This is a genomic window from Streptomyces sp. f51, assembly GCF_037940415.1.
GTDB lineage: Bacteria > Actinomycetota > Actinomycetes > Streptomycetales > Streptomycetaceae > Streptomyces.
In genome coordinates, this window is the sequence record NZ_CP149798.1 from 3,843,931 (window position 1) to 3,865,685 (window position 21,755).

Below are 21,755 nucleotides of genomic sequence, written 5' to 3' on the forward strand. Positions count from 1 at the left end.
CCGGGGCCACCGCGCGCGGGGTGACCCGTCCGAGTGACCGGCACCCCCGCGGGTTCCAGCGCCCAACGGCCACGGGTCCCTCACTCGTTCGGACCGCCTCGCAGGCCCTGTCGGGCGGTGGTTCCACAGGCTGGGGACGGGCCGCTCATCCGGCGGGCGGGCGGTCGGGTGCCGAGGGGAGGTGGCCGATGACAGCGGACACGGGCGCCGCCACGGACGAAGTCGCGGCGTTCCGGGCCCGGGGTCACCAGCCGGTCAGCAGCAGATGGTTGAGGAGGAGGGCCGTGGCCGCCTGGGCGACGAGCCAGGTCCGGGGGCGGGGGAGGAACGCCCCGGCCGGGAGCAGCCACATCGCGAACGGCAGCCAGATGCGTTCGGTCTCCGCCTTGCTCATGCCGGAGAGATCGGCGACGAGCAGGGCCAGCAGCGCCGCGCCGACGAGAACGGCGAGCCGCGGGCCGGTGGAGTCCTCGGGGGCGCCCGCCGCGGATTCCTCGCGGGAGGGGACCGGCAGCTTCGGAGGGAGCGCCGTGATCGCCGCCGCAGTGGTCCGGACGACCGCGGGCCCCGCCCTGCGCAGTCCCGCCACGGTGGCCGGTCCCGTGATCAGTACCGTGCAGGCGAGATTCGCCCAGACCCAGTAGCCGTACGGCCTCACGCCGCCCGCCCCTTGGTAGTAGCGGACGACCAACAGGCGGTACGCCTCGAACCAGTCGAAGCCGAGCAGGGTGAACACCGTGGGTACGACGGCGAGTCCGGCCAGGGCGTACGGAAGCGGACGGGTCCTGGAGCGGCGGCCCAGCAGCAGGACGGCGCAGGCGATCACGCAGACGAGCGTCAGACCGTAGGAGAGATACGCGGTGAGGCCGAGGAGGAGCCCGGAGGCGAGGCCGGCCGTCCGCGGCCTTGGGCCCGTCACCGCGAGGGCGAGCAGGGCCAGGGCCCAGGCCGCGACGGCCGCGAAGTAGCCGTCCGCCGAGGTGCCCATCCACACGGCCGCCGGGGCGAGGGAGAGGAAGGGCGCGGCGCGCCGCGCGAGCACCTCCCCGGCCAGGGCGCGCACGGCGACGAGCACCGCCACCCCGGCCGTCGCGCCGACGGTGACGCACCAGACGCCCGCCCAGGCCCCGCCGCCCAGGCCGATCCGGTCGAGGAGGACGAAGGTGAGGGTGGCGCCCGGCGGATGCCCGGCGATGTGCGCGGGCCAGTGGCCGGGGGAGTGCAGCAGGATGTGGTGGGTGAAGTCCCGCAGGGCGGCCGGGATGTCGTGGAAGCGGTTGACCGGCGTGATGACCTGGAGATACTCGTACCGCGTGGTGAGACGCCGGGCCACACCCCGCTCCCAGCCGTCGATCAGCGCGAGCGAGAACGTCCACACCGTCGTCGTGCCCCACACCGCGGACAGCAGCCCGCGCCAGGGCAGGCGGGCGGCGAGGCGGGGCCCGTACGCCACCACCGCGACCGCGACGGCGATCGCGGCCGGGGTGCCGGGTCCCGTGTGGGGCCCCCAGTGCCCGTACAGCGGAGCGGCGCTGACGAACAGCGTGCCGTCGCGGTGCTCGATGACGTAGCCGACGACCGCCGCCGTCAGCACGAGCAGCGCGCCGGCCAGCACGGCGGCCAGATCCAGCCGGACGGCCCGCGGGCTCTCGCCCAGCAACGAGCGCGTCAGGCCCGGGGAGCGGGCCTCGGAACGGGCCCGGGACAGCGCCGGTGCCAGGCTCCGGCGACGTGCGCGTGGGGGAGCCGGGCGCGAGGACGCGGGGGGATCCGGCGGGGGATCCGAGGGGGCTTCGGGGCGGTCGGGGACCAGCTCACGGGGGAGTTCGCGGTTCACCCTCGCACGCTAGGCCGGGCGGTTCCCCTCAAGGGGGCCACCGAGGTGGACGTCAGAGTTTCGTCATGGTTTGAGAACCCGTTCGGGGGGTGCCGCGGGCCTACGGTCGGGACCATGTCACGGTCTCCCTCGTCCCCCGCGTTCTGGCGCAGCCCCCTGCGCGGCCCCTGGTTCACCTCCGTGCTGGGCGTGGTGCTGCTCGGCGGCATCACGGTGCTGTTCGTGACGGGGCTCCTGTCGTACGCGGCCTACAACCCGGACCTCTCCCCGGTGAACGACAAGACGCCCGACAAGGGGATCCTCGGGTTCTACCTCTTCGCCTGGCCGACCGGTCCCGTCTGGCTGTACCGCCTCACCCAGGGCGTCCACGTCACGCTCGGCATCGCGCTGATCCCCGTCCTGCTGGCGAAGCTCTGGTCGGTCGTGCCCAAGCTGTTCACCCTGCCGCCGGCCCGCTCCCTCGCGCACGCCCTGGAACGGCTCTCGCTGCTGCTTCTGGTCGGGGGCGCGCTCTTCGAGTTCACCACCGGCGTGCTGAACATCCAGCTCGACTACGTCTTCCCCGGCTCCTTCTACACCCTGCACTTCTACGGAGCCTGGGTGTTCATCGCCGCGTTCGTGACGCACGCGGTGCTGCGGACGCCGACGGCCCTGCGCAACCTGCGCGGCCTCCGCGCCCCCGGCGCGCGGCCCGAGCCGGGAGGACCTTCGCCCGAGTCTCCGGGCTCGGCGCCCGGAGCGGGCGAACCGGCGCGGCCCGAGGACGAGTTGGTGTCCCCGGACCCGCTGCCGCCCACCGTCTCGCGGCGCGGGGCCCTCGGCTTCGTCGGAGGCGGTTCCCTGCTGCTCGCCGCCACCACGGCGGGCCACGGCTTCGACGGGCCGCTGCGCGAAACGGCGCTGCTGGCGCCGCACGGCGCCGAACCCGGCTCGGGACCCAACGGATTCCAGATCAACAAGACGGCCGCGGCACGCAGGATCACCGCCGTGGAGACCAGCGACGAGGTCTGGCGCCTGACCGTCACGGGGAAGGGCCGGACGGTCCGGCTGAGCCGCGCCGACCTCGGCCGGCTCCCCCTGCACAGCTCCGCGTTGCCCATCGCCTGCGTGGAGGGCTGGTCGACGTCCGACCAGTGGTGGAGAGGCGTACGGCTGCGGGACCTGGCGCGGCTCGTCGGCTACGAGGCGGACGCGGCCCCCGACGTCCTCGTGGAGTCGTTGCAGCGGCACGGGGCGTTCCGGGTGGCCGCCCTGCGCGACAACCAGGTGCGCGACGCCCGTTCGCTGCTGGCGCTGTCCGTCAACGGCGAGGACCTCTCGCCCGATCACGGCTACCCGGCGCGGATCATCGTCCCGGCCGCGCCCGGCGTGCTCAACACCAAATGGGTGGCCAAGATGACGTTCGGAGACCTGTGATGCGACGCCTTGGTCCGAGGGGAGCCGGAGCACCGGCGAGCCGGCGGAATCTGATCGGCAGCCCTTTCCAGCTCCTGCTGCTGGCCTGCTCGTTCGCGCTGGCCGCCTACGCGGGGGTGCGGCTGCTCACGGCGGAGTGGTCCCGGGTGGCCCTCTGGTTCGTGGGCGCGGCGGTGCTGCACGACCTGGTGCTGGTGCCGTTGTACGCCGGTGCCGACCGCGCCGTCTCGGAGGCCCTGGACGCGGGAGGCCGCCGGGACCTGACGATGTACGTCCGGGTCCCGGCGGCCTTCTCCGGTCTGCTGCTGCTGGTGTGGTTCCCGCTGATCAGCGGGAAGGTCGCCGACCACTACCGGTCGGCGACCGCTCTGCCGGCCGACGGCTTCCTGGCCCGCTGGCTGCTGATCACGGCGGCGCTGTTCGCCGGGTCCGCGCTGCTGCTCGTCCTGCGGTCCCGCCGGGCCTCCCGTCGCGGCCCGTTGCGCAGGGCCACGAAGGAACGTCCGCCCGCCGACCACTGAGCGTCGGTGCGCCATCCGGCGCGTGCCGCGTGCCGGAGCAGGGCCGGGGTGCCGACGCGGGCCCACGGAAAGGCGGCCAGGGCACCGGCGGTGCCCTGACTCCCGCCCTCGCCGCCGGTCGGGTGCCCGGCCGCACCGGCCAGGACGATGTCGTCGGTCCCGTCGCCGTGGGCGGCGCTGACGATACGGACGTCCACGCGTTCGTCGACGTCCGCGCCCGCCACCGTCTCCGCGATCAACAGGCCCCCGGGGGCGAGCAGTTCCGCCGTACGGCGCAGAAGTGCCGCCGGGTCACCGCCGATGCCGATGTTGCCGTCGACGAGGAGGGCCGTGCCCCAGCGGCCCTCGCCCGGCAGGGACTCGAAGACCGACCGGCGCAGCGCCTGGCCGCCGAGCCGTACCGTGCGGGCCACGGCGGCCTCGCTGACGTCGATGCCGAGGGCGGGCCTTCCCCGTGCGGCGAGTTCCGCGACCAGCCGTCCCGGCCCGCATCCCACGTCGAGCACCGCGCCCTCGCAGCAGGCGAGCACCTCCAGGTCGACGGCGTCGGCGCGGGCGCACCAGCGCTCCACCTCCAGAGGGAGCAGCCAGCCGTCCGTCCGCCGCAGGAACAGCGGCCCCCGGCCGGCGCCCAGCGCGTCGGCGTAGGGGTCGGCGGCCCAGGCGGCCCGCCCGGGCGGGGTCTCCGTACGGGTGCCGCCGCCGGATCTGGCCGTATCCCGCGCGGCCGTCTCGTGTGCGGTCGTTTCGTGCGCGGCCGTGTCCCGCGAGGCCGTCCCCCGAGCGCCGCTCATCGCTGCCCGCCCTGCCGCCCGGCGTCCGCGCCGGGATCAGGACCGGTGCCGGTCCGCGAGGCCCGGACGGCATGGAGACCGGCGACGAACCCCGAGTCCCGCCCGGCCGTACGTTCCGCGTCCTGGCCCGGTACCTTCCCGGCGCTCAGGGCCGAAGCCGGCTCCCGGACGGGACCGGAGTCCTGGCCGGGGACAGCAGGGGACACCCGGTCCGCGGCCGGAGCGGGCTCCCGGTCCTCCGTACGCCCGTGGGCCCGGACGAGGCTCGCGGCTGCGGCCTGCGCGAGCCGGCCCAGTTCCGCCGCGAAGACGCTCCCGGGCGCCTCCGCCGCGACCGCTCCCGCGTCCGCGGCGGTGTCCACGTCCCGCAGCCGGGGCAGATCCCGTACCCGCAGGCCGGCGTCGACGAGCCGGGCCCGTTGCGCCGCACCCGTCGTGTGCGTCGACATCGGCACCCCGCGCAGCAGTTCCGGGTCGGGGGCGGCGAGCCCCAGCGCCCAGAAGCCGCCGTCCTCGGCGGGCCCGAAGTACGCGTCGCAGTCCGCGAAGTCCACGGTGAGCAGGGCCGGCGTCACCTGGGGGGTGTCCATGCCGATGAGCAGCGCGGGCCCGTCGCAGCCCGCGAACGCCGCGGCCAGCCGCTCGTCCAGGCCGCCCGCGCACTGCCGTACGACGTCGAAGCCCTCCGGAAGCCAGGGGCCGGGCGCCCCGTCGAGCACGAGGACCCGGCGCCGCGCGGGCGCGGCTGCCACCGCGCGCAGGGTGTCCACGAGGGCGGCCTCCGCGAGCGTCGCCGCCTCCTGGGGAGTGAACGGCGGTGTGAGCCGGGTCTTCACCCGTCCGGGGCGTGGTTCCTTGGCGATGACGAGCAGAGTCACGCTCACCGGGCGGTTCCTCCTCGGGACGGTGCGAGGGCCGGATCCCCGGCAGCGGCCGGGGACGGCACCTGGACGCCGGTCGACGCCGACGCCCGGTCGGACACGGGCGGTTCGGCCAGCACGCGGCGCATGTCCCGGACCGCCTGCCAGGTGCCGCGCCAGGTGCCGGTGACCTTGGAGACGCCGGTACGGGCCAGATACGGCACGTCGTGCTCGGTGACGCGCCAGCCGGCGTCGGCGGCACGGACGACCATCTGGAGCGGGTAGCCGCTGCGCCGGTCGGTGAGCCCGAGGCCGAGCAGCGCCTCCCGGCGGGCCGCGCGCAGCGGACCGAGGTCGTGCAGGCGCAGGCCGGTGCGGCGCCGCAGCATCCGGGCCAGCGCGATGTTGCCCGCACGGGCGTGCGGGGGCCAGGCACCACGTTCGGTCGGCCGGCGCCGCCCGAGGACGAGGTCGGCCTCGCCGGCCCGGACCTCGGCGACGAACGGCACGAGCAGGGCCGGGTCCAGGGAACCGTCGCAGTCGCAGAAGCAGACGATGTCCGCGGTGGCGGCGGTCAGTCCGGCGTGGCAGGCCGCGCCGAACCCGCGGCGCTCCTCGCGGACGACGGTGGCACCGAGCGCGCGGGCGAGTTCCGCGGAACCGTCCGTGGAACCGTTGTCCACCACCAGGGCACGCCAGCCGGACGGGATCCGGGAGAGCACCCAGGGCAGGGCGCCGGCCTCGTTCAGACAGGGAAGGACCAGGTCGACGTCCGGGTCCGGTACGGGAAAGGTCGTCACGGGCTTCACCTTACGAACGCGAAAGGGAAATAACGGACTTCGTGTCCTTACGAAACTCGGACGTCCCCTCGGGGGAGCCGAGCCGGACCCGGCCGGGTGGGACGCTGGAGGCATGCAGCGAGCGCACGAATCCCCAGGTGTCGGACCGGCCCCGAGCACGGACGGGGGCCGGGGGTCCGGGCCGGGTGTGGCCGGGGGCTGGGGTCCCGCGCCGGGGGCGGACGGGAGCCGGAGGTCAGCCCCGAGCGCGGACGGGGGCCGGAGGTCTGTCCCGAGCGCCGACGGGGGCCGGGGGTCCGGGCCGGGGGTGGACGGGAGTCCCGGGCCCGTGCCAGGCCCTCTCGGAGAGGCGGCCGGGCTCCCCGGCGACGCTGCCACCCGTGTGCTCGTCGTGGACGACGACCCGACCGTGGCCGAGGTCGTCTCCGGCTACCTCCACCGCGCCGGATACCTCGTGGACCGGGCCGCGGACGGCCCCGCCGCACTCGCGCGCGCCGCCGCGCACCGGCCCGACCTGGTGGTCCTTGATCTGATGCTGCCGGGCATGGACGGCCTCGAGGTGTGCCGCCGGCTCCGCGCCCAGGGCCCCGTCCCGGTCATCATGCTCACCGCGCGCGGCGACGAGGACGACCGGATCCTCGGCCTGGAGGTCGGGGCCGACGACTACGTCACCAAGCCGTTCAGCCCGAGGGAACTGGTCCTGCGGGTCGAGTCCGTGCTGCGCAGGACCCGGCCGGCGCCCGCCGCCCGCCCGCTGCGCGCCGCGGGTCTCGCGGTCGACCCCTCGGCCCGTCGCGCCACCAAGGACGGCACCGAACTCGCCCTCACCCTGCGCGAGTTCGACCTCCTCGCCTTCTTCCTCCGCCACCCCGGGCGGGCGTTCGCCCGCGAGGACCTGATGCGCGAGGTGTGGGGCTGGGACTTCGGCGACCTCTCGACGGTCACCGTCCACGTGCGCCGGCTGCGCGGCAAGGTGGAGGACGACCCCGCACGGCCCCGGCTGATCCAGACGGTGTGGGGCGTGGGCTACCGCTTCGACGGCACCGGGGCCGCGGGCCCGTCCGCCGCCGGAGAGAACCGTCCCGCGCCCGAGGGAGAGGCCCGATCGTGAACGACATACTCGTCATGGCCCTGTTCGCCTTCCTGGGCGCCGCCGCGGCCGGCCTGCTCGGGGCGGCCGCGCTCCGGTTCCTGCGCAGCCGCTCGCTCACCGCGTCCGTCGCCGTCGTCGCGGCCGTGGCCGTGGGCGCGATGCTCGCGGGAACGCTGGCGGTGGCGTGGGCGATGTTCCTGTCCCCGCACGACCTGAGCGTGGTCACGACGGTGGTCGCCATGGCGGCCGTCGTCTCCCTGGCCACGGCGGTGCTCCTGGGGCGCTGGGTCGTCGCCGGCAGCAGGGCGCTGACCCTGGCCGCCCGTTCCTTCGGCGACGGCGGTGACTTCGCCGCCCCCGACGGACCGGCGACCGCCGAACTGTCCGCGCTCAGCCGGGAGCTGGCGGCCACCAGCCGCAGGCTGGCCGAGTCGCGCGAACGCGAACGGGCCCTGGAGGCCTCGCGCCGTGAACTCGTCGCCTGGATCTCGCACGACCTGCGGACCCCGCTGGCCGGGCTGCGCGCGATGTCCGAGGCGCTGGAGGACGGGGTGGCGGCGGATCCGCCCCGCTATCTGCGCCAGATGCGCACGGAGGTCGAACGCCTCAACGGCATGGTCGGCGACCTCTTCGAACTCTCCAGGATCCACGCGGGCGCCCTTGCCCTCTCCCCCTCCCGCGTCTCCGTGTACGACCTCGTCGGTGACGCCCTCGCGGGCGCGGACCCGCTGGCCCGCGAGCACGGGGTGCGGCTGGTCGGGAGCCGTATCGAGCAGGTGCCGGTCGAGGTGGACGGCAAGGAGATGAGCAGGGTGCTCGGCAACCTCCTGGTCAACGCGATCCGCCGTACGCCCGCCGACGGCACGGTCGCGGTCGCCGCCGAACGCTCCGCCGCCGGGGTGGTCCTGTCCGTCACCGACGGCTGCGGGGGCATCCCCGAGGAGGACCTGCCGAGGGTCTTCGACACCGGCTGGCGCGGCACCCACGCCCGTACGCCACCCGCCGGTGCGGGCCTCGGCCTCGCCATCGTCCGCGGCATCGTGGAGGCCCACCGGGGCGTCGCTGCCGTCCACAACGTCCCCGGCGGCTGCCGCTTCGAGGTCACCCTCCCGACAGCAAGCGCGTGACGGGCCCCGATCCCTCCGCCCTCCAGGTCTGACCCTTTCCGGGCCTCACTCGTCCGGGTCTGGGACCGCCGGGTCCGACCCCTCCGGATCCGGGACGGCCGGGACCGCGAGGGCGGTCCGGGGAGCCTGCACCGGGGCCGCGGAGTCTCCTGGGCCGGGAGACCGAGCGCGACCCCTCCGGTCCTGACGCCTCCGGTCCCGAGCCCTCCGGTCCCGAGCCCTCCGGATCCGGCCTCTCCGGGCCCGACCTCTCCGGTCCTGACGCCTCCGGGGCCGACGCCTCCGGGCTTGACCTCTCCGGGTCCGGCACCGCCGGGACCGCGAGGGCAGCCCGGGTCACCCGGACCGGGGCCGCTGGAGTTTCCTGGGCCGGGACGGCCGAGGCTTACCGGGTCGGGGAGGCCACCGTCTCCTGGGTCGGGACGGCCGAGGCTTACCGGGTCGGGGAGGCCGAGGTCTCCGGGGCTGGGGACACCGGCTCCTGGGCCGGGACGGCCGGGGTTTCCCGGGCCGGGGGTGTCACCGTCTCCTGGGCCGGGACGGCCGGAAGCGCCTCGTCCGGGGTGGGTTCGTCGGCGGAGGACGTGGCCGGTGGCGCGGCGGGCCGCCGGACGCTCCGCTCCCCGTCCAGTGCCGCCGCCGCGAACTCCCGCATCCCCTCGGCGAATCCGGTCTCCGCCCGCCATCCGAGCCCGGCCCGCAGCCGGGCCGAGTCGGCGGTGATGTGCCGTACGTCGCCCAGCCGGTACTCCCCGGTCACGACCGGATCGGGCCCGCCGTACGCCCGCGACAGCGCCCACGCCATCTCTCCGACCGTACGGACCTCGCCGCTGCCGGTGTTGTAGACCGTGAGCGATCCGTCCGGCGAACTCGCCTCCAGCGCGGCCACGTTGGCGGCCGCCACGTCCGACACATGGATGAAGTCCCGCCGTTGTCCGCCGTCCTCGAAGACGCGCGGGGCCTCGCCGCGGGCGAGCGCGGACCGGAAGAAGGAGGCGACGCCGGCGTACGGGGTGTCGCGGGGCATCCCGGGGCCGTAGACGTTGTGATAGCGCAGCGACACGGCGGTGAAGCCGGTCGAACGGGCCCACGCCGACGCGAGGTGTTCCTGGGCCAGCTTGGTCGTCGCGTACACATTGCGCGGGTCGACGGGCGCGTCCTCGCCCACCACGCCGGGCGTCAGCTCCTCACCGCAGCTCGGGCACCGCGGTTCGAAGCGCCCGGCCTCCAGATCGGCGACGGCGCGCGGACCGGGTCGCACGACCCCGTGCCGCTCGCACGCGTACCGCCCCTCCCCGTACACGACCATCGACCCGGCGAGCACGAGCCGCCCCACGTCCGCGTCCGCCATTCCGGCGAGCAGCACGGCCGTACCGAGGTCGTTGCGCGACACGTATTCCACCGCGTCGCCGAACCCCGTGCCGAGGCCCACCATCGCGGCCTGATGGCACACGGCGTCCACGCCGTCCAGCGCGGCCGCGACGGCCCGTGCGTCCCGCACGTCGTCTCCGTGCCGCAGGTCGAACACGACCGCCTCGTGCCCCCGCGCGCGCAGCGCCGCGACGACCCGACTTCCGATGAACCCGGCTCCGCCGGTGACCAGTACACGCATGAGACGCACGGTAGGACCGCCGCCCCGTCCGGCGGCGTCACCACGCCCTCCACGTCACCGCACCGTAAGACCCGGCCCGAGGACACGGTCCGGGCCGGGGCGGCCGGGGGCTACATACGCAGCAGCCGCTGGGTCATCTCGCGGTACTGCCGCAGCGCGTGGCGCAGTTCCTCGCCCTGGGTCTCGGGGTCCTGGCCGTGCCAGCCCTCGTGGAGGGCGCGCCGGCGTTCCGTGAGGGCGCTCATGAGCTGGGCCGCGGCCTCGTCGAACGCGGTCTCGGCCTCCTCCAGGGCCTCCAGCGGGCTGGTCGAGAACGTGTTGAGCGCGTGGAGGAGCCGCTGGGTGACATCGGCCCGTTCGTCCGCCCCGAGCAGTGGCTCCGGGCCCGGCGTACGACGTCCGGCGGAGCCGGGCCGCCCGTCCGGAGGCTGTTGGGCGCGTGTCTGGTCGTACATCATCGTTGGCCACTTTCCTGTACGTCGTACCGGCGGGGCGCGTTGGGGCGATGGGATGGCGGCGGGTTCGGGGGCGGACCTTCCGGAAGCGGTCCGCGGGGGTGGAGCGTTCAGCCGGCGTTGGATGCCTCGGGCGTACCCTGCGCGGCGCGCCGGTACTCCGCGTTGATGCGCTGAGCTTCCTCGAGCTGGTCCTCCAGGATGACGATGCGGCAAGCGGCCTCGATCGGGGTCCCCCTGTCGACGAGCTCCCGCGCCCGGGCGGCGATCCTCAGCTGGTAGCGGGAGTAACGGCGGTGGCCGCCCTCCGACCGGAGCGGAGTGATCAGGCGGGCTTCCCCGATGGCCCGGAGGAAGCCGGGTGTGGTGCCGAGCATCTCGGCGGCCCTGCCCATCGTGTACGCGGGATAGTCGTCGTCGTCGAGACGACCACTGAGTGGAGTGTCCGCTGTCATTTCACCTCGTCGTGGCACGCGTCGAGGGGCCCCGCTGCCGTACGGCACCAGGGCCCCGAAGGAAATTGAACACCATCTGCCGGCTCTACTGCGGAGCCGACCGTCTGTTTCCGCTACCGGGCCCGACTGCGGGCGGGTGAGCGGGGATCGTGAATGCCGTGACCGGGAACCACCGTCCCATCCGGGTTCGTGCGTACCCGGCCGTGCTGCTCCGGGGCCGGGCGATCCTGATGGCGTCTGCTTCCTCCGTCCTTGCCTCGGAGCCGATCTCTCGCCGGACCGGGAGCGAACTCCACCGGACCGGCAAGGTCTGTACAGGAAACCCTAATCACGGCGACGCCCGATGTCTACCGTGACAAACACAGATTTCGCGATGCCCGGGAATCAGATTTTCTGCGTCGCGCAGCGATCGCCGCGACGGTGGTCCCGTATGCGGAATCGAGACCGTCCCGCGTCCTTCAACCTGCAACTACCGCGCGGTCCCGGGCTGTCCTGTCCGGCAAAGTCGTCGAGAACGAGGAGGGGTCATGTCCGGTCCCGGACGTACGTCGGTGCTGGCGCTGGTGGGCGGAATCATGGTGCTGACGGGATGTCAGGACGCGGCGGGCGCGGGTTCCGCCGCGGACACCGGCCCGTCCTCGGTGAGTTCCCCGGCCCGGGCGGCCGAGCGGACTCCCGCCCCGGCCGCGTCACCGGCCGCGAGCCCCGCCGGCACGTCCACACCCTCGCGCGCCCCGGCGACCGGCTCATCCGGCCGGGCCTCCGCCCCGGCCGGCCGCTCGGCCACGCCCGTCGCGGGCTGCCGGGGCCTGGTCGCGGGCGCCCGGGTCAAGGCCGAGGTGACCCGGGAATACCGGCAGGACGTCACCCACTTCGTCCACATGGAACCGGTGCCGCACCGGTTCTTCTACGGCCGGTGCGGCACCGTCCGCTACGCCGCCGCCCCGTTCCAGCCCTCCGCGGGCGCCACCCAGGCGGAACTCGTGGGCCTCCAGGACGAGGGCGGCGCCACCAAGTACTTCCGCGACTCGGGCGGTGGCTGGGTCTACGTCGCGAGCGACGGCTTCCCCGCGGGTCCGCACGGCTGCGGTGACATCCCGGCGATACCCCACGCCCTGGCCACCGCCTGGGGGAACTGCTCGATCGCCCACTGAAACGGCCCGGCCCGGCCCGGCTCAGCTCGGCCGGGCTCGGCTCGACCGGGCCTGGCTCGGCTGGGCTCAGCTCAGTTCGGCTCGGCCTGGCTCGGCTGGGCTCAGCTCAGTTCGGCCCGGCCTGGCTCGGCTGGGCTCAGCTCAGTTCGGCCCGGCTCGGCCCGGCTCGGCTCAGTTCGGCTCAGCCCGGCCCGGCTCGGCTCGGTCCGCGGACCCGCTCGCCCGCCGCGCCGCGCCGCCCCGACGGTGGGGCGCGGCGGGGCCGCCGGCGACCGACCCTCCCGGGGTCCACGGGTGACCGGCCGGCGCTCAGGACGCCGACGGTGCAGGGACCGCGGCCGGAGAGGCCGTCGTGTCCTCGGCGACGCCGTCGAAGTCGACGTATCCGGTCTTCTCCAGCGCCGAGAGGTGTTCGAGCTCGGTCCGGTTGGTGACCGTGGCCAGGTCGCGTACCAGCGTGTTGCGGGTGCTGCTGCGCACCTGCGCGAGCTGCTGGAAGATCCTGCCGTGCTCCTCGCGCAGCAGATTCGCGAACTCCCGGCGGTAGGCGTCTCCTTGGGCCGCCGTCAGCTGGGCGAGCCAGCCCTGCTGCTCCACCGTCGGCCGGGTCGGCAGCGTGATGGCGAGCTTGGCCGCCACGGCGCGTACGCGCTTGTCGAGATCGGTGTGGCCGGCCACCAGCTCGGCGCCCGCCTCCTTGACGGCCGGTGTGGGAGCCCGGTCGACCGCCTGCCGGCCCGCGGAGATCTCCCACAGCCCGTCGACCTCCACCTGCGCCACGAGGTCGCGGTCGGCCGTGCTCAGCGGTCCCCAGGGCGTGTTCACCACGGGGCCGGGGTCGGCGATGGCGGCCTTCACCGCGTCGAAGCGGTGGGGGTAGGAGTAGAAAACCGGGTACGCGAGTGAAGCGATCGTGGCGCCGATCGCCAGCGCCATGAGGATCGTGATGAAGCTGCGCCGCAACTGGGCCTCCCTGCGGACCGGCTGGTCTTCGGCAGCCTTCACCGGGCCGGTGCGGTCCGTACCGGCCGGAGCCGTTCTTGGCGCGTACCGAGTGCTCCGGCCCCATCCCGTACGGGGGGAACGGGAGTTGTGAGGGCGGGCACCCGGCCGCCGAGCCAGAAGATCAGTTCGCCGCCCGCGGCCGATAGGGCCGAACGGCCCCAGGTTCGGTCCGGACGGAACCGGGGAGAGGCGCGAGTCCTGGCACGCGCCCCCTTCGTACCCGTGCGCCCCATCTTCGGTGGGGAGCTGGGCAGTTGTCCGTCCCGTCGGCAGAGCGGGCGGGCTCGGCGCCCGGCGGCGAGCGGTCGGCGCGGGCCCGGACCGAAGCGCGTCGACCGTCGACCACCGCGCCCGGAGGGGCTGTTGGGCCCTGCGGGCAGGGCCGTCACGGGGGCCGCGCGGCCTTCGCCGCCCAGGTCGGCGCCGGACTGCTCACCGCCGCGGTCACGGCGGCCCTCCTCCCGGCCATCGGCCCCGAGGACGCCCCGTACGGGCTGACAGCCGTCGTCCCCACCGCCCCGACCGGACTGTTCCTGCTGATCGCGACCGGCGGAGGGCGGTGACCGTGCCTCCCTTGTAAGGGACCTGTCAGTCTCGTGCTAGGTTGCGCTCCTTGATCGTGAAGGTGGGGGCTTTCATGAAACGCGCACGACTCTCTTCTCCGGCCGCGGCGGTCCTGGTGGGACTGACGGCCGTGGTCGGTCCCGGCGCGGTGGACGCGCACGCGGGGTCCGGCACACCGCTGCCGATCGCGCACTTCTCTCACCTGGTGGTCGACGCCCGGCACGGGCACCTGTTCATCAGCGGCGGGGCGGGCACCGACGGCATCGTCGTCACCGACCTCGACGGCGCGAACCCGACGACGATCGGCGGCGAGCCCGGCGCCACCGGCCTCGCCCTCTCCGGCGACGGATCCGCGCTGTACGCGGCTCTCCCGGGCCAGGACGCGATCGCGGCGATCAGCACGGAGAGCCTGACCGAGTCGGCCCGCTACGGCACCGGCGCCGACACCCACCCGGACTCGCTGGCCGTCGCCGGGGGCACCCTCTGGTTCGGTTACGGCTCGGCGGGCGCCGGCGGCATCGGATCCCTGTCCGCCGACGGCACGGTCACCCTGCGCCAGGATCCGGGCAGTTGGCCCGCTCCGCCGATGCTGGCGACCACGCCCACGCCCTCCGGCGCGCTGGCCGCCGCCGCGCAGACGGGAACCACCTCCGCCTTCGTCACCTACCGGGCCGGGGACGGCACCCTGACCCGCCAGGCCGAGAAGGCCCTGCCCGTCCCCGACCTGAGCGACTTCGCGCTCACGGCGGACGGACAGCACCTGGCGGTCTCGTCCTGGGCCCACCCGACCGGCGACCGGTACCGCACCTCGGACCTGACCGCGGACGGCCGGTTCGCCATGCCGGTCGCCGCCAAGGCCGTCGCCGTGGCCCCGGACGGCACCCTGGCCGGCTGCGGCTGTGGCGGCGACGCGTTCGAGGCGTTCCCGGAAACGGGCGAGGGCTTCTACGAGGAGTACGCGTACGACTCTCCGGTGAGGATGGCCGCCCACGGGCTCGCCTGGGCACCGGACGGGAGCCGGCTCTACTCCGTGGGTGTGGACGCCTCGGGGGGAACGCCCACACTGCACATCGGCCGCGACCCGGAGACTGCCTGGGTCCACCTCTACGGCGTCACCGCCACCCCGCTCGCCCCCGGCGAGGCCTACGCGTTCCGGGCGGGCTTCGACTCGCCGCTGTCCCTCGACGCCGGGCAGACGATGATGCCGGGCACCGTACGGATCACCCGCTACGACGACGCCGATCCGGACGGCGTGCCCATCACGGACTGGACGACCACCCGTGCCTCCGTGGCCGACTTCTTCGGTGCCTACCACGTCACCGGAACCGCGCCCCTCAGCGGCCCGCTGAGCTTCCGCGTCGACTACTCCGGAAGCGGCCGCTACCGCCCGGTGAGCCGGACCTTCGACATCCCCGTCGCGAAGTACGCGCCCACCATGGAGGTGACCGCGCCCTCCACCGCCGGCCGGGCCGCGCCCATGACCATCTCGGGGAAGCTCACCTGGCCGCACGACCATGTGACGACGGGCGCCGTCCACGTCGTCAAGACCGATCTGGCGCACCCGTCCGGCTCCTCGGCGGGCACCGTGCAGGTCGCCGCCGACGGAGGGTTCACCTTCCACGACACCCCGGCGACCGGCGCCGCCAACACCTACGCCTTCACCTACGACGGCGGCACCTCCTACCTGCCGGCGAAGGCGTCGGCGACGGTCCAGGTGTCGAGGGCCACGCCGGCCCTCACCGTCGCCACCGACGCGAAGTCGTACCACTCCGGCGCGACCGTCAAGGTCACCGCGCATCTGGGGACCACCTACACCTCCCGTTCCGTGACGCTGTACGACCAGCTCGCGGGCGGGAGCAGGACACAGCTGAAGACCGGCAGGGTCGACGCGCACGGGAACCTCGTCGCGTCCTTCAAGATCTCCGGCAACACCGTCTTCAGCGCGGCCTTCACGGGCGACGGCCGGTACGCGCCGCGCACGGTCACGACCGGGGTGACCGTCGCCCCGACGACCCGCACGCGGACGCAGTACCCGCTCACGACCACCCGCGTCGGATCCACCACCTACCAGGTCTTCTACAAGTCCGAGATCAACCTGGGCTACGACGTCCGGGTCACGCCCCGCCAGCCCGGCGGCTGCCTGACGGTGTACGTGGAGCACTACTACTCGGGAGCCTGGCATCCGACGACCTCACAGAGCTGCGTGCCCTGGTACGAGGACGACTGGTACGACTATGTGCGAGCCCTGAAGCTCTTCACCGGCAACGACCGCTACCGCATCCGGGGCCACTACACGCCCCCGGCCACCCATGCCCGGACCACCAGCGCCTGGACCGGCTGGACCTATCTGATCGTGCGTCCCGGGAACCCTTCGTAGGGTGCCCGCACGCTCGCTCAGACGGGTCACGGAGCCGGCGGTGCCGGGCCGGTCGATCTTGATGATGTTCTGACGCTCCGCCGATTGACCCCGGGTACCGCACGGCGCAGGATCTTCCCTGCCCGGGCGGGTGTTCGGGCAGAGAGCTGGGACGATGACTGCGGACGCCGGGGCCGGGCTGATACGGGTGGCGCGCTTCGGGCGGACGGTCGCGCTGACGACGGCCGCGGGCGCGGTGGTGTCCGAGGGGCTGTTGCTGGCTTTGATCGCGACGCCCCGCCGGCTGGAGTCCCTGCTGGTGGGCGCGGTCGTGGTCACCGTGATGTCGGTGGTGTGGCTGCCCTTCGCCTTCCTCCTGCCGGCCGGGTTCCGCCGCAGGTACGAACAGGCCGTGTGGATCGACACCGTGGGCGAACCGGGCGCGGGCCGGGACGAGGCGGGACGGCTCTCGCTCCGGCGCACGGCCGGATTCGTCGCGGTGGTGGTCTGCTGGATGGTGCTCATCGGTCTCGCGTCCCACCAGTTGATGCCGCCCTTCATGCTGATTCCCGTCGCCGTGACGCAATGGGCGCGGTCCCGGGCGACGGCGCGGTGGGAGCGGGAGAACGGCACGGCCGTCTGGCAGCGCGTCCCGGGCGTCCTGGGCGCCAGGGGACCGCTGTACCGATCCGAGGCACCCGCCGACCTGTGAACCCCCGGCCCGGCCCTCCGCCGGACCGGGGGCCGAGCCGCCCTCTCGCCGGCTGTCCCCGCTGCCGTCCGCGGCCCACCACGGCACCGGCCGTCCCGCGGGCGACGCCTCGGACGGACCACGGACGCCCCGAAATCCCCCCTGCCCCGCACAACCCTTTGGGCCACTTCGTTGTCACACACACGTCCCGGCTCCGAGACCTTCACCGTCCGGCGGCCTCGCCCGGTCAGGGCGGGACTACAGAGATCGAAACAGCCCTGGAAAACCGCGCCGCGAGGTGGTTCTCCAGGGGAGGGAACAGGAGGCGGCTCGATGTCCGGATTCTGGGGTGGGCGGTTCCGAAGACCCGCCGCGGCGGGAGTGAGCGGGGCGCTGGTGACGGCCTCGGTGCTGCTCGCACCCATGGCGAGTGCCACGGACGGCGGCCCCGCCACGGTGGGCCTGGTCTCCGCGGCGCCGGACTCGGCACACCACCGGGCGCCGAGTGCCGCGCTGGGGAACGGCGGCCGCGTCGAACTCGTCGGCGGACGGGACGTCCGGGTCACGGCGGAACCGCGGGGCTCCGGAGGCCACCCGGCCCGTTACGCGGTCGCCGCGACGAACGGCACGCTGTCCGTGCAGCCGGCGGGGAAGTCCGGGACGGACCGTACGGCCGCGAAGCTGCCGCTGGCGGCGACGGGCACCGTACGCAGCGGTCTCATGACGGCGAGCGCCGCCGACTCGACGTACACGGTGAAACTGAGCATCACGCACGCCGACGTCAGGTCCAAGCTCTTCTACGTCTGGGACCGCAGGACCTGGGCGTCGTACGCGGTGGACAGCAACAGCGCGGGCGGCACGGCGAGCGTGAAGCTGCCGCCGGGCGACTACTTCTCGGTGGCGCTGCACAACGACTGGATGGAGCCGAGCTACCTGCTCACCCGCGCCTTCACCGTCGGTTCGGCCGCCACCACCGTCTCCTTCGACCAGAGCGCGGCGAAGGAGACCGCGATCCGCGCCGACGACACCACCGCCACGCGGGACTCCTCGGCCGTGTGGATCAGCGTCCCGGGCGGCGACCTGGCGGGCTTCGCCGGCGGCGGGCCCGACAAGGTGTACGTCACCCCGTTCTCGATGCCCGGTGTCTCGCTGCGCCTGCACGAGGTGCTCGCCAAGAAGGGCTCCTCCGCGAGCGTCCCGAGTCCCTACCGCTACGACCTCACGCACAGCTACACCACCACCGTGCCCGCCTCGCCCGTCAGCACGGTCCGCACCTCCACCCTGGCGAAGACCGTCACGAAGATCAGCGCTCCGGGTACCCGCACCACCGCGTACCTCCAGAGCACCCCCGCCTTCGGTGAGTGGACGGGCGTGTTCATCGGCGGCTCGGTGCCGGCCGCCGGTTCGCTCACCGAGTACGCCACCCCCGGTGTCACCTACGGCCGTCTTCTGGACTACGGCACCGGCGAGCTGCACCTGAACCTTCCGGATCGCACCCTGCCCGCCGGGACCAGCGCGGGCGAAGTCCTGGGCGCGGCCCCGCTCCAGCCGGTGCGCGGCCCGTGGATCGGCTCGCAGCGGTACTACGGGAAGATCTCGCTGTACGAGGGAAACACCTTCGGCGACGCGGCGGGCGACACGGGCTCCGACTTCCGTGCGACCTATGCCTACAAGCTGACGTCGGACGGCGTCACCTACGCCCAGGCCTCGGGACTCGACAGCTCCCACGGCCTGATGTCGTCGAGCCTGCCGTCGTTCGAGAAGACGTACGCCCTCGACCAGACCGTGCACCGCCACGTCCCGTACTCCGCCCTGTCCACGGACGTGCACAACGAGTGGACGTTCCGCTCGGGCTACGCGGAGGGCAGGGAACTCCCGCTGATCGATGCCCGGCTGAAGGTCTCGGGGCTCGACGGCCTGGGCCGTGCGGCCGCCGGGACGGTCCGGATCGACGCGAGCGCGAGCACCCGCAACACGGCCGCGGCCGAGGCGAACACCAAGGTCACGGGTCTCGCGTACTCCACGGACGACGGCACCGGCTGGACCGACCTGCCCGTCGCGGCCGACGGCTCCGCCACCCTGGACGTACCCGCCACCGCCTCCTTCGTCACCCTGCGCGTCACCGCCGACGACGACCGGGGCGGCAGCCTCCGCCGCACCATCGTGCGGGCGTTCGGGGGCCCGGCCGCGCCGCGCGACGAGACGGTGGGCGCGACCCGCATCTCGAACGTCGTGGTGAACGGCGGAAAGCCGGTGGAGCTGACCGACCAGCCGCTCCAGGACTTCAAGGCGAGGTTCACCGCGACCGACCCGTCGGGCATCGCGAACGGCGACATGTACCTCTACCGGGGTTCGTACACCAGCCCCGACGCCGTCGTCTACGGCACCTGGACGGCGACCTGCACCAGGACGAACGCGACCACGTCCACCTGCGAGACGCAGTTCGCCTACATCCAGCCGCGCTGGACCCTCGGCCGCAACTCCCTCGCCGGTCCCTGGAAGCTGGCCGTCTGGGCCGAGTCCGCGGACGGCACGGGGCACGTGGATCTGCACGCCGCCACGTCTCCGTCCGTGCTGCGCGACGCGACGGTGACGGCCAACGCGTCTCCCGAGCCGGTGACCAAGGGCAAGACGCTCACCATCACGGGCAAGCTCGCGCGCGCCGACTGGGAGACGCTCGGCGGATACCACGGATACGCCGGACAGAAGGTGATGCTCCAGTTCCGCAAGAAGGGGGCGTCCACGTACACGACGGTGAAGACGATCTCCACCAGCAGCACGGGAGGTCTGAAGACCACGGTGAAGGCGGCGACGGACGGCTACTGGCGGTACGCCTTCACCGCCACGTCCACCACCGCGGCCGCCACGTCCGGCGGCGACTTCGTCGACGTCCGCTGATCAGCGCGGTGGTGCCGTACAACCCTGGAGGGGCTCCAGTGGTCTTGTGGGCAGTCTTTTCTTCCTAGTGGGGGTTGCATCACTGTGCGTGTGCGCAGCATTTCGGCCGGGACGGCGCTCGCGGTCGCCCTCGGTTCCGTCGTCCTGATGGGGTCGGCCGCGGGCGTCGCCGTCGCCGACAGCAGCGCCGCGCTGCCCATCAGGTCCAGCGGCGACATCGTCGTGGACGGCGTTCACCAGCGGGTCTTCATCAGTGACCCGTCGGGAGGCAAGGTCGTCGCCACCGACTACAGCGGCAAGGTCGTCGGGACGATCACCTCGCTGCCGCAGGCCGACGGCCTGGAGCTCTCCGCGGACTCGGCGACGCTCTATGTCGCCGTGCCGGGAACCGACGAGATCGCAGCCGTCGACACGGCGACGCTCACCGTGGCCGGGCGGTACGCGACGGGTGACGGCACGGACCCGCAGCACCTGGCGCTCGCGGGCGGCAAACTCTGGTTCGGCTACGGCGGCGACGGACACGGCAACATCGGCTCCCTCGACCTGTCCGGCGGGCAGACGCGGGTTTCGCTCGCCCAGGAGTCCGAGGGGACGTGGAAGGACGCCCCCCTGCTGGACTCGGTACCCGGCGCTCCCAACACCCTGGCGGCCGGCTCGCGCCAGTACTACTTCACCCTCGGCATCTACGACGTGTCGTCCGGCACGGCCGGCCGGACCGCGTTCCTCGGCGGGCAGGACGCCGCCATCGGCAACACCGCGGAGGACCTGGCGCTCACCCCGGACGGCACGGAGCTGGTGGTGGCCACCACGGCGGGCGACTTCCAGCAGGTCTTCCGGACCTCGGACCTGTCGGAGACCATCAGGTATCCGAGCACCTACTGGGCACAGCGGTCGGTGGCCGTCGCGCCGGACGGCCTCGTCGCGGTGGGCTCCGACACCTACGCGATGTTCCTCCCGCATGTGTCCGTCTACCAGCCCGGTGGCACGGCCCCGAGGCGGACCGCCGACTTCACCGACGAACGAGGTGGAGTAGCCCAGGAGACCCTGCTCGACCACGGCGACCTCGCTTTCGCGCCCGACAGCAGCCGGCTCTTCGCGGTCACACGCGACCTCCAGAGCTATTACCGCCTGCGTGTCGTCACCGACCCCGCCAAGGCCGTCACCACCGTCACGGTGAACGCCCCGGCGACGGGGGTCCGTGCCAAGTCGCTGACCGTCTCCGGCAAGGTCACGAACACGCTCGGGATACCCGCGGGGACCACCGTCTCGGTCACCCGGACGGATCTGGAGTCCCCGAACGGCAAGGCGCTCCCGGCCGCGACGGTGAAGGCGGACGGGACCTACTCCTTCACCGACGCCCCGCCCGCGGGCAGCAAGGTCACGTACAAGGTCTCCTACGCCGGCGGCGCCGACCGCACGGCCGCCTCCGCGTCCGACACGGTCGAGGTCTCCCGGAACTCCGCGACCCTGACCGTGAACAAGAACGGCAACACCTACGCGTACGGCAGCAGCGTGGCGTTCACCGCCCACCTCGGCACGACGTACAAGAACCGGAAGCTCTCGCTCTACGCGGACACCGCCGGCGACGGCAAGGCCAAGTATCTGGTCAAGACCGGCACGGTCAACAGCGCGGGCAACCTGTCGGTCACCCTGCCCCTGAAGCGCGACACCACGGTGAGCGCGACCTTCTCCGGCGACGCGCGGACCGCCCCGAAGACGGCCACGAGCTGGGTGGGCGCACAGGTCAAGGTGTCACTGAGCCTGAGCCGTTCCTACAAGACGGCCACGGTCAGCGGACACACCAGGTACTACTTCCACAAGAAGACCGATCCGCTCTTCACGACCACGATGACGGCGTACCACGGCCGCGCGCAGAAGCTGGAGATCCAGACCTACTACGGCGGTGCCTGGCGGTCCGGGGGGTACGACTACTTCCTGCTCGACTCCAAGGGCAAGTCGCTGGTGGAACTGGGCGGCACGCACCAGACCGGCTACTCGATGCGCGTGCGGTCGTCCTACATCAACAACTCCTCGAACGACACCGTCAACTCGACCACGCACGGCTCCTGGAAGTACTTCACCTTCACCAGCTGAGCCCGCCGATCCCCTTCCGTCGT

General features: G+C 73.6%; 15 protein-coding genes and 2 pseudogenes. 9 read left to right on the forward strand and 8 right to left on the reverse strand.

Annotated elements, in window-relative coordinates; genetic code table 11:
- Positions 1–244: 244 nt before the first annotated feature.
- Positions 245–1,660 carry a hypothetical protein gene (locus tag WJM95_RS16855; protein WP_339135620.1) on the reverse strand — a complete coding sequence of 472 codons (1,416 nt, stop codon included), beginning with the start codon at positions 1,658–1,660 and terminating at the stop codon, positions 245–247.
- Positions 1,661–1,951: 291 nt separating this feature from the next.
- On the opposite strand from WJM95_RS16855, the gene WJM95_RS16860 reads away from it, so the two are divergent.
- The gene (locus tag WJM95_RS16860; RefSeq protein WP_339130550.1) at positions 1,952–3,253 is read left to right on the forward strand and encodes a molybdopterin-dependent oxidoreductase; all 1,302 of its coding nucleotides are present in this window, start codon (positions 1,952–1,954) and stop codon (positions 3,251–3,253) included.
- Positions 3,254–3,602: 349 nt separating this feature from the next.
- Here the strand turns inward: WJM95_RS16860 and WJM95_RS16865 are convergent, their stop codons facing one another.
- From WJM95_RS16865 to WJM95_RS16875, 3 genes and pseudogenes are all read right to left on the reverse strand, one after another.
- Entirely contained in the window at positions 3,603–4,568 is a 966-nt protein-coding gene (locus WJM95_RS16865; protein WP_339130551.1) for a class I SAM-dependent methyltransferase, read from the reverse strand.
- A gap of 284 nt (positions 4,569–4,852) precedes the next feature.
- Positions 4,853–5,452 (reverse strand): annotated as a pseudogene (locus WJM95_RS16870) (DUF2064 domain-containing protein); the annotation flags it as partial.
- A complete protein-coding gene (locus WJM95_RS16875; protein ID WP_339130552.1) occupies positions 5,449–6,228 on the reverse strand; it encodes a glycosyltransferase family 2 protein in 780 nt (259 codons plus the stop codon). The pseudogene WJM95_RS16870 and the gene WJM95_RS16875, both read right to left, overlap by 4 nt.
- Positions 6,229–6,556: 328 nt before the next feature.
- On the opposite strand from WJM95_RS16875, the gene WJM95_RS16880 reads away from it, so the two are divergent.
- Positions 6,557–7,339 carry a response regulator transcription factor gene (locus WJM95_RS16880; RefSeq protein ID WP_339130553.1) on the forward strand — a complete coding sequence of 261 codons (783 nt, stop codon included), beginning with the start codon at positions 6,557–6,559 and terminating at the stop codon, positions 7,337–7,339.
- The gene (locus tag WJM95_RS16885) at positions 7,336–8,448 is read left to right on the forward strand and encodes a HAMP domain-containing sensor histidine kinase (RefSeq protein WP_339130554.1); all 1,113 of its coding nucleotides are present in this window, start codon (positions 7,336–7,338) and stop codon (positions 8,446–8,448) included. The genes WJM95_RS16880 and WJM95_RS16885 overlap by 4 nt, the downstream gene beginning before the upstream one ends.
- A gap of 622 nt (positions 8,449–9,070) precedes the next feature.
- Here WJM95_RS16885 and WJM95_RS16890 read toward each other — a convergent pair.
- From WJM95_RS16890 to WJM95_RS16900, 3 genes and pseudogenes are all read right to left on the reverse strand, one after another.
- Positions 9,071–10,060: pseudogene (locus tag WJM95_RS16890) on the reverse strand (NAD-dependent epimerase/dehydratase family protein); the annotation flags it as partial.
- A 110-nt stretch (positions 10,061–10,170) separates the two neighbouring features.
- A complete protein-coding gene (locus tag WJM95_RS16895; RefSeq protein ID WP_339135622.1) occupies positions 10,171–10,515 on the reverse strand; it encodes a hypothetical protein in 345 nt (114 codons plus the stop codon).
- Between the two features lie 110 nt (positions 10,516–10,625).
- Positions 10,626–10,970, reverse strand: coding sequence for a MerR family transcriptional regulator (locus WJM95_RS16900; RefSeq protein WP_339130555.1), 345 nt, complete (start codon positions 10,968–10,970; stop codon positions 10,626–10,628).
- A gap of 527 nt (positions 10,971–11,497) precedes the next feature.
- Here WJM95_RS16900 and WJM95_RS16905 point away from each other — a divergent pair.
- On the forward strand, positions 11,498–12,124 hold the full coding sequence (locus WJM95_RS16905; protein WP_339130556.1) for a hypothetical protein: 627 nt from the start codon (positions 11,498–11,500) through the stop codon (positions 12,122–12,124).
- Between the two features lie 309 nt (positions 12,125–12,433).
- Here WJM95_RS16905 and WJM95_RS16910 read toward each other — a convergent pair whose 3' ends face one another.
- Positions 12,434–13,129 (reverse strand): DUF4142 domain-containing protein, encoded by a 696-nt coding sequence (locus tag WJM95_RS16910; protein ID WP_339130557.1) that lies wholly within the window; start codon positions 13,127–13,129, stop codon positions 12,434–12,436.
- A 254-nt stretch (positions 13,130–13,383) separates the two neighbouring features.
- Here WJM95_RS16910 and WJM95_RS16915 point away from each other — a divergent pair, with 254 nt between their 5' ends.
- The 5 genes from WJM95_RS16915 to WJM95_RS16935 all read left to right on the forward strand — a co-directional run bounded on the left by WJM95_RS16915 (position 13,384) and on the right by WJM95_RS16935 (position 21,732).
- The gene (locus WJM95_RS16915; RefSeq protein WP_339130558.1) at positions 13,384–13,692 is read left to right on the forward strand and encodes a hypothetical protein; all 309 of its coding nucleotides are present in this window, start codon (positions 13,384–13,386) and stop codon (positions 13,690–13,692) included.
- A 74-nt stretch (positions 13,693–13,766) separates the two neighbouring features.
- A complete protein-coding gene (locus WJM95_RS16920) occupies positions 13,767–16,070 on the forward strand; it encodes a hypothetical protein (RefSeq protein WP_339130559.1) in 2,304 nt (767 codons plus the stop codon).
- A gap of 154 nt (positions 16,071–16,224) precedes the next feature.
- Positions 16,225–16,761 (forward strand): hypothetical protein, encoded by a 537-nt coding sequence (locus tag WJM95_RS16925; protein ID WP_339130560.1) that lies wholly within the window; start codon positions 16,225–16,227, stop codon positions 16,759–16,761.
- A gap of 312 nt (positions 16,762–17,073) precedes the next feature.
- Positions 17,074–19,638: a hypothetical protein gene (locus WJM95_RS16930; RefSeq protein ID WP_339130561.1), complete on the forward strand. Its 2,565-nt coding sequence runs from the start codon at positions 17,074–17,076 to the stop codon at positions 19,636–19,638.
- Between the two features lie 90 nt (positions 19,639–19,728).
- Positions 19,729–21,732: an Ig-like domain repeat protein gene (locus WJM95_RS16935; RefSeq protein WP_339130562.1), complete on the forward strand. Its 2,004-nt coding sequence runs from the start codon at positions 19,729–19,731 to the stop codon at positions 21,730–21,732.
- The last annotated feature ends 23 nt before the right edge of the window (positions 21,733–21,755 follow it).

What these genes read in the sequence shown, in the direction of transcription:
- WJM95_RS16865 (WP_339130551.1), bottom strand. Translation starts at nt 4,568, where the DNA reads ATGAGCGGCGCTCGGGGGACGGCCTCGCGGGACACGGCCGCGCACGAA.
- WJM95_RS16925 (WP_339130560.1), top strand. Translation starts at nt 16,225, where the DNA reads ATGACTGCGGACGCCGGGGCCGGGCTGATACGGGTGGCGCGCTTCGGG.
- WJM95_RS16905 (WP_339130556.1), top strand. Translation starts at nt 11,498, where the DNA reads ATGTCCGGTCCCGGACGTACGTCGGTGCTGGCGCTGGTGGGCGGAATC.
- WJM95_RS16900 (WP_339130555.1), bottom strand. Translation starts at nt 10,970, where the DNA reads ATGACAGCGGACACTCCACTCAGTGGTCGTCTCGACGACGACGACTAT.
- WJM95_RS16930 (WP_339130561.1), top strand. Translation starts at nt 17,074, where the DNA reads ATGTCCGGATTCTGGGGTGGGCGGTTCCGAAGACCCGCCGCGGCGGGA.
- WJM95_RS16895 (WP_339135622.1), bottom strand. Translation starts at nt 10,515, where the DNA reads ATGTACGACCAGACACGCGCCCAACAGCCTCCGGACGGGCGGCCCGGC.
- WJM95_RS16920 (WP_339130559.1), top strand. Translation starts at nt 13,767, where the DNA reads ATGAAACGCGCACGACTCTCTTCTCCGGCCGCGGCGGTCCTGGTGGGA.
- WJM95_RS16860 (WP_339130550.1), top strand. Translation starts at nt 1,952, where the DNA reads ATGTCACGGTCTCCCTCGTCCCCCGCGTTCTGGCGCAGCCCCCTGCGC.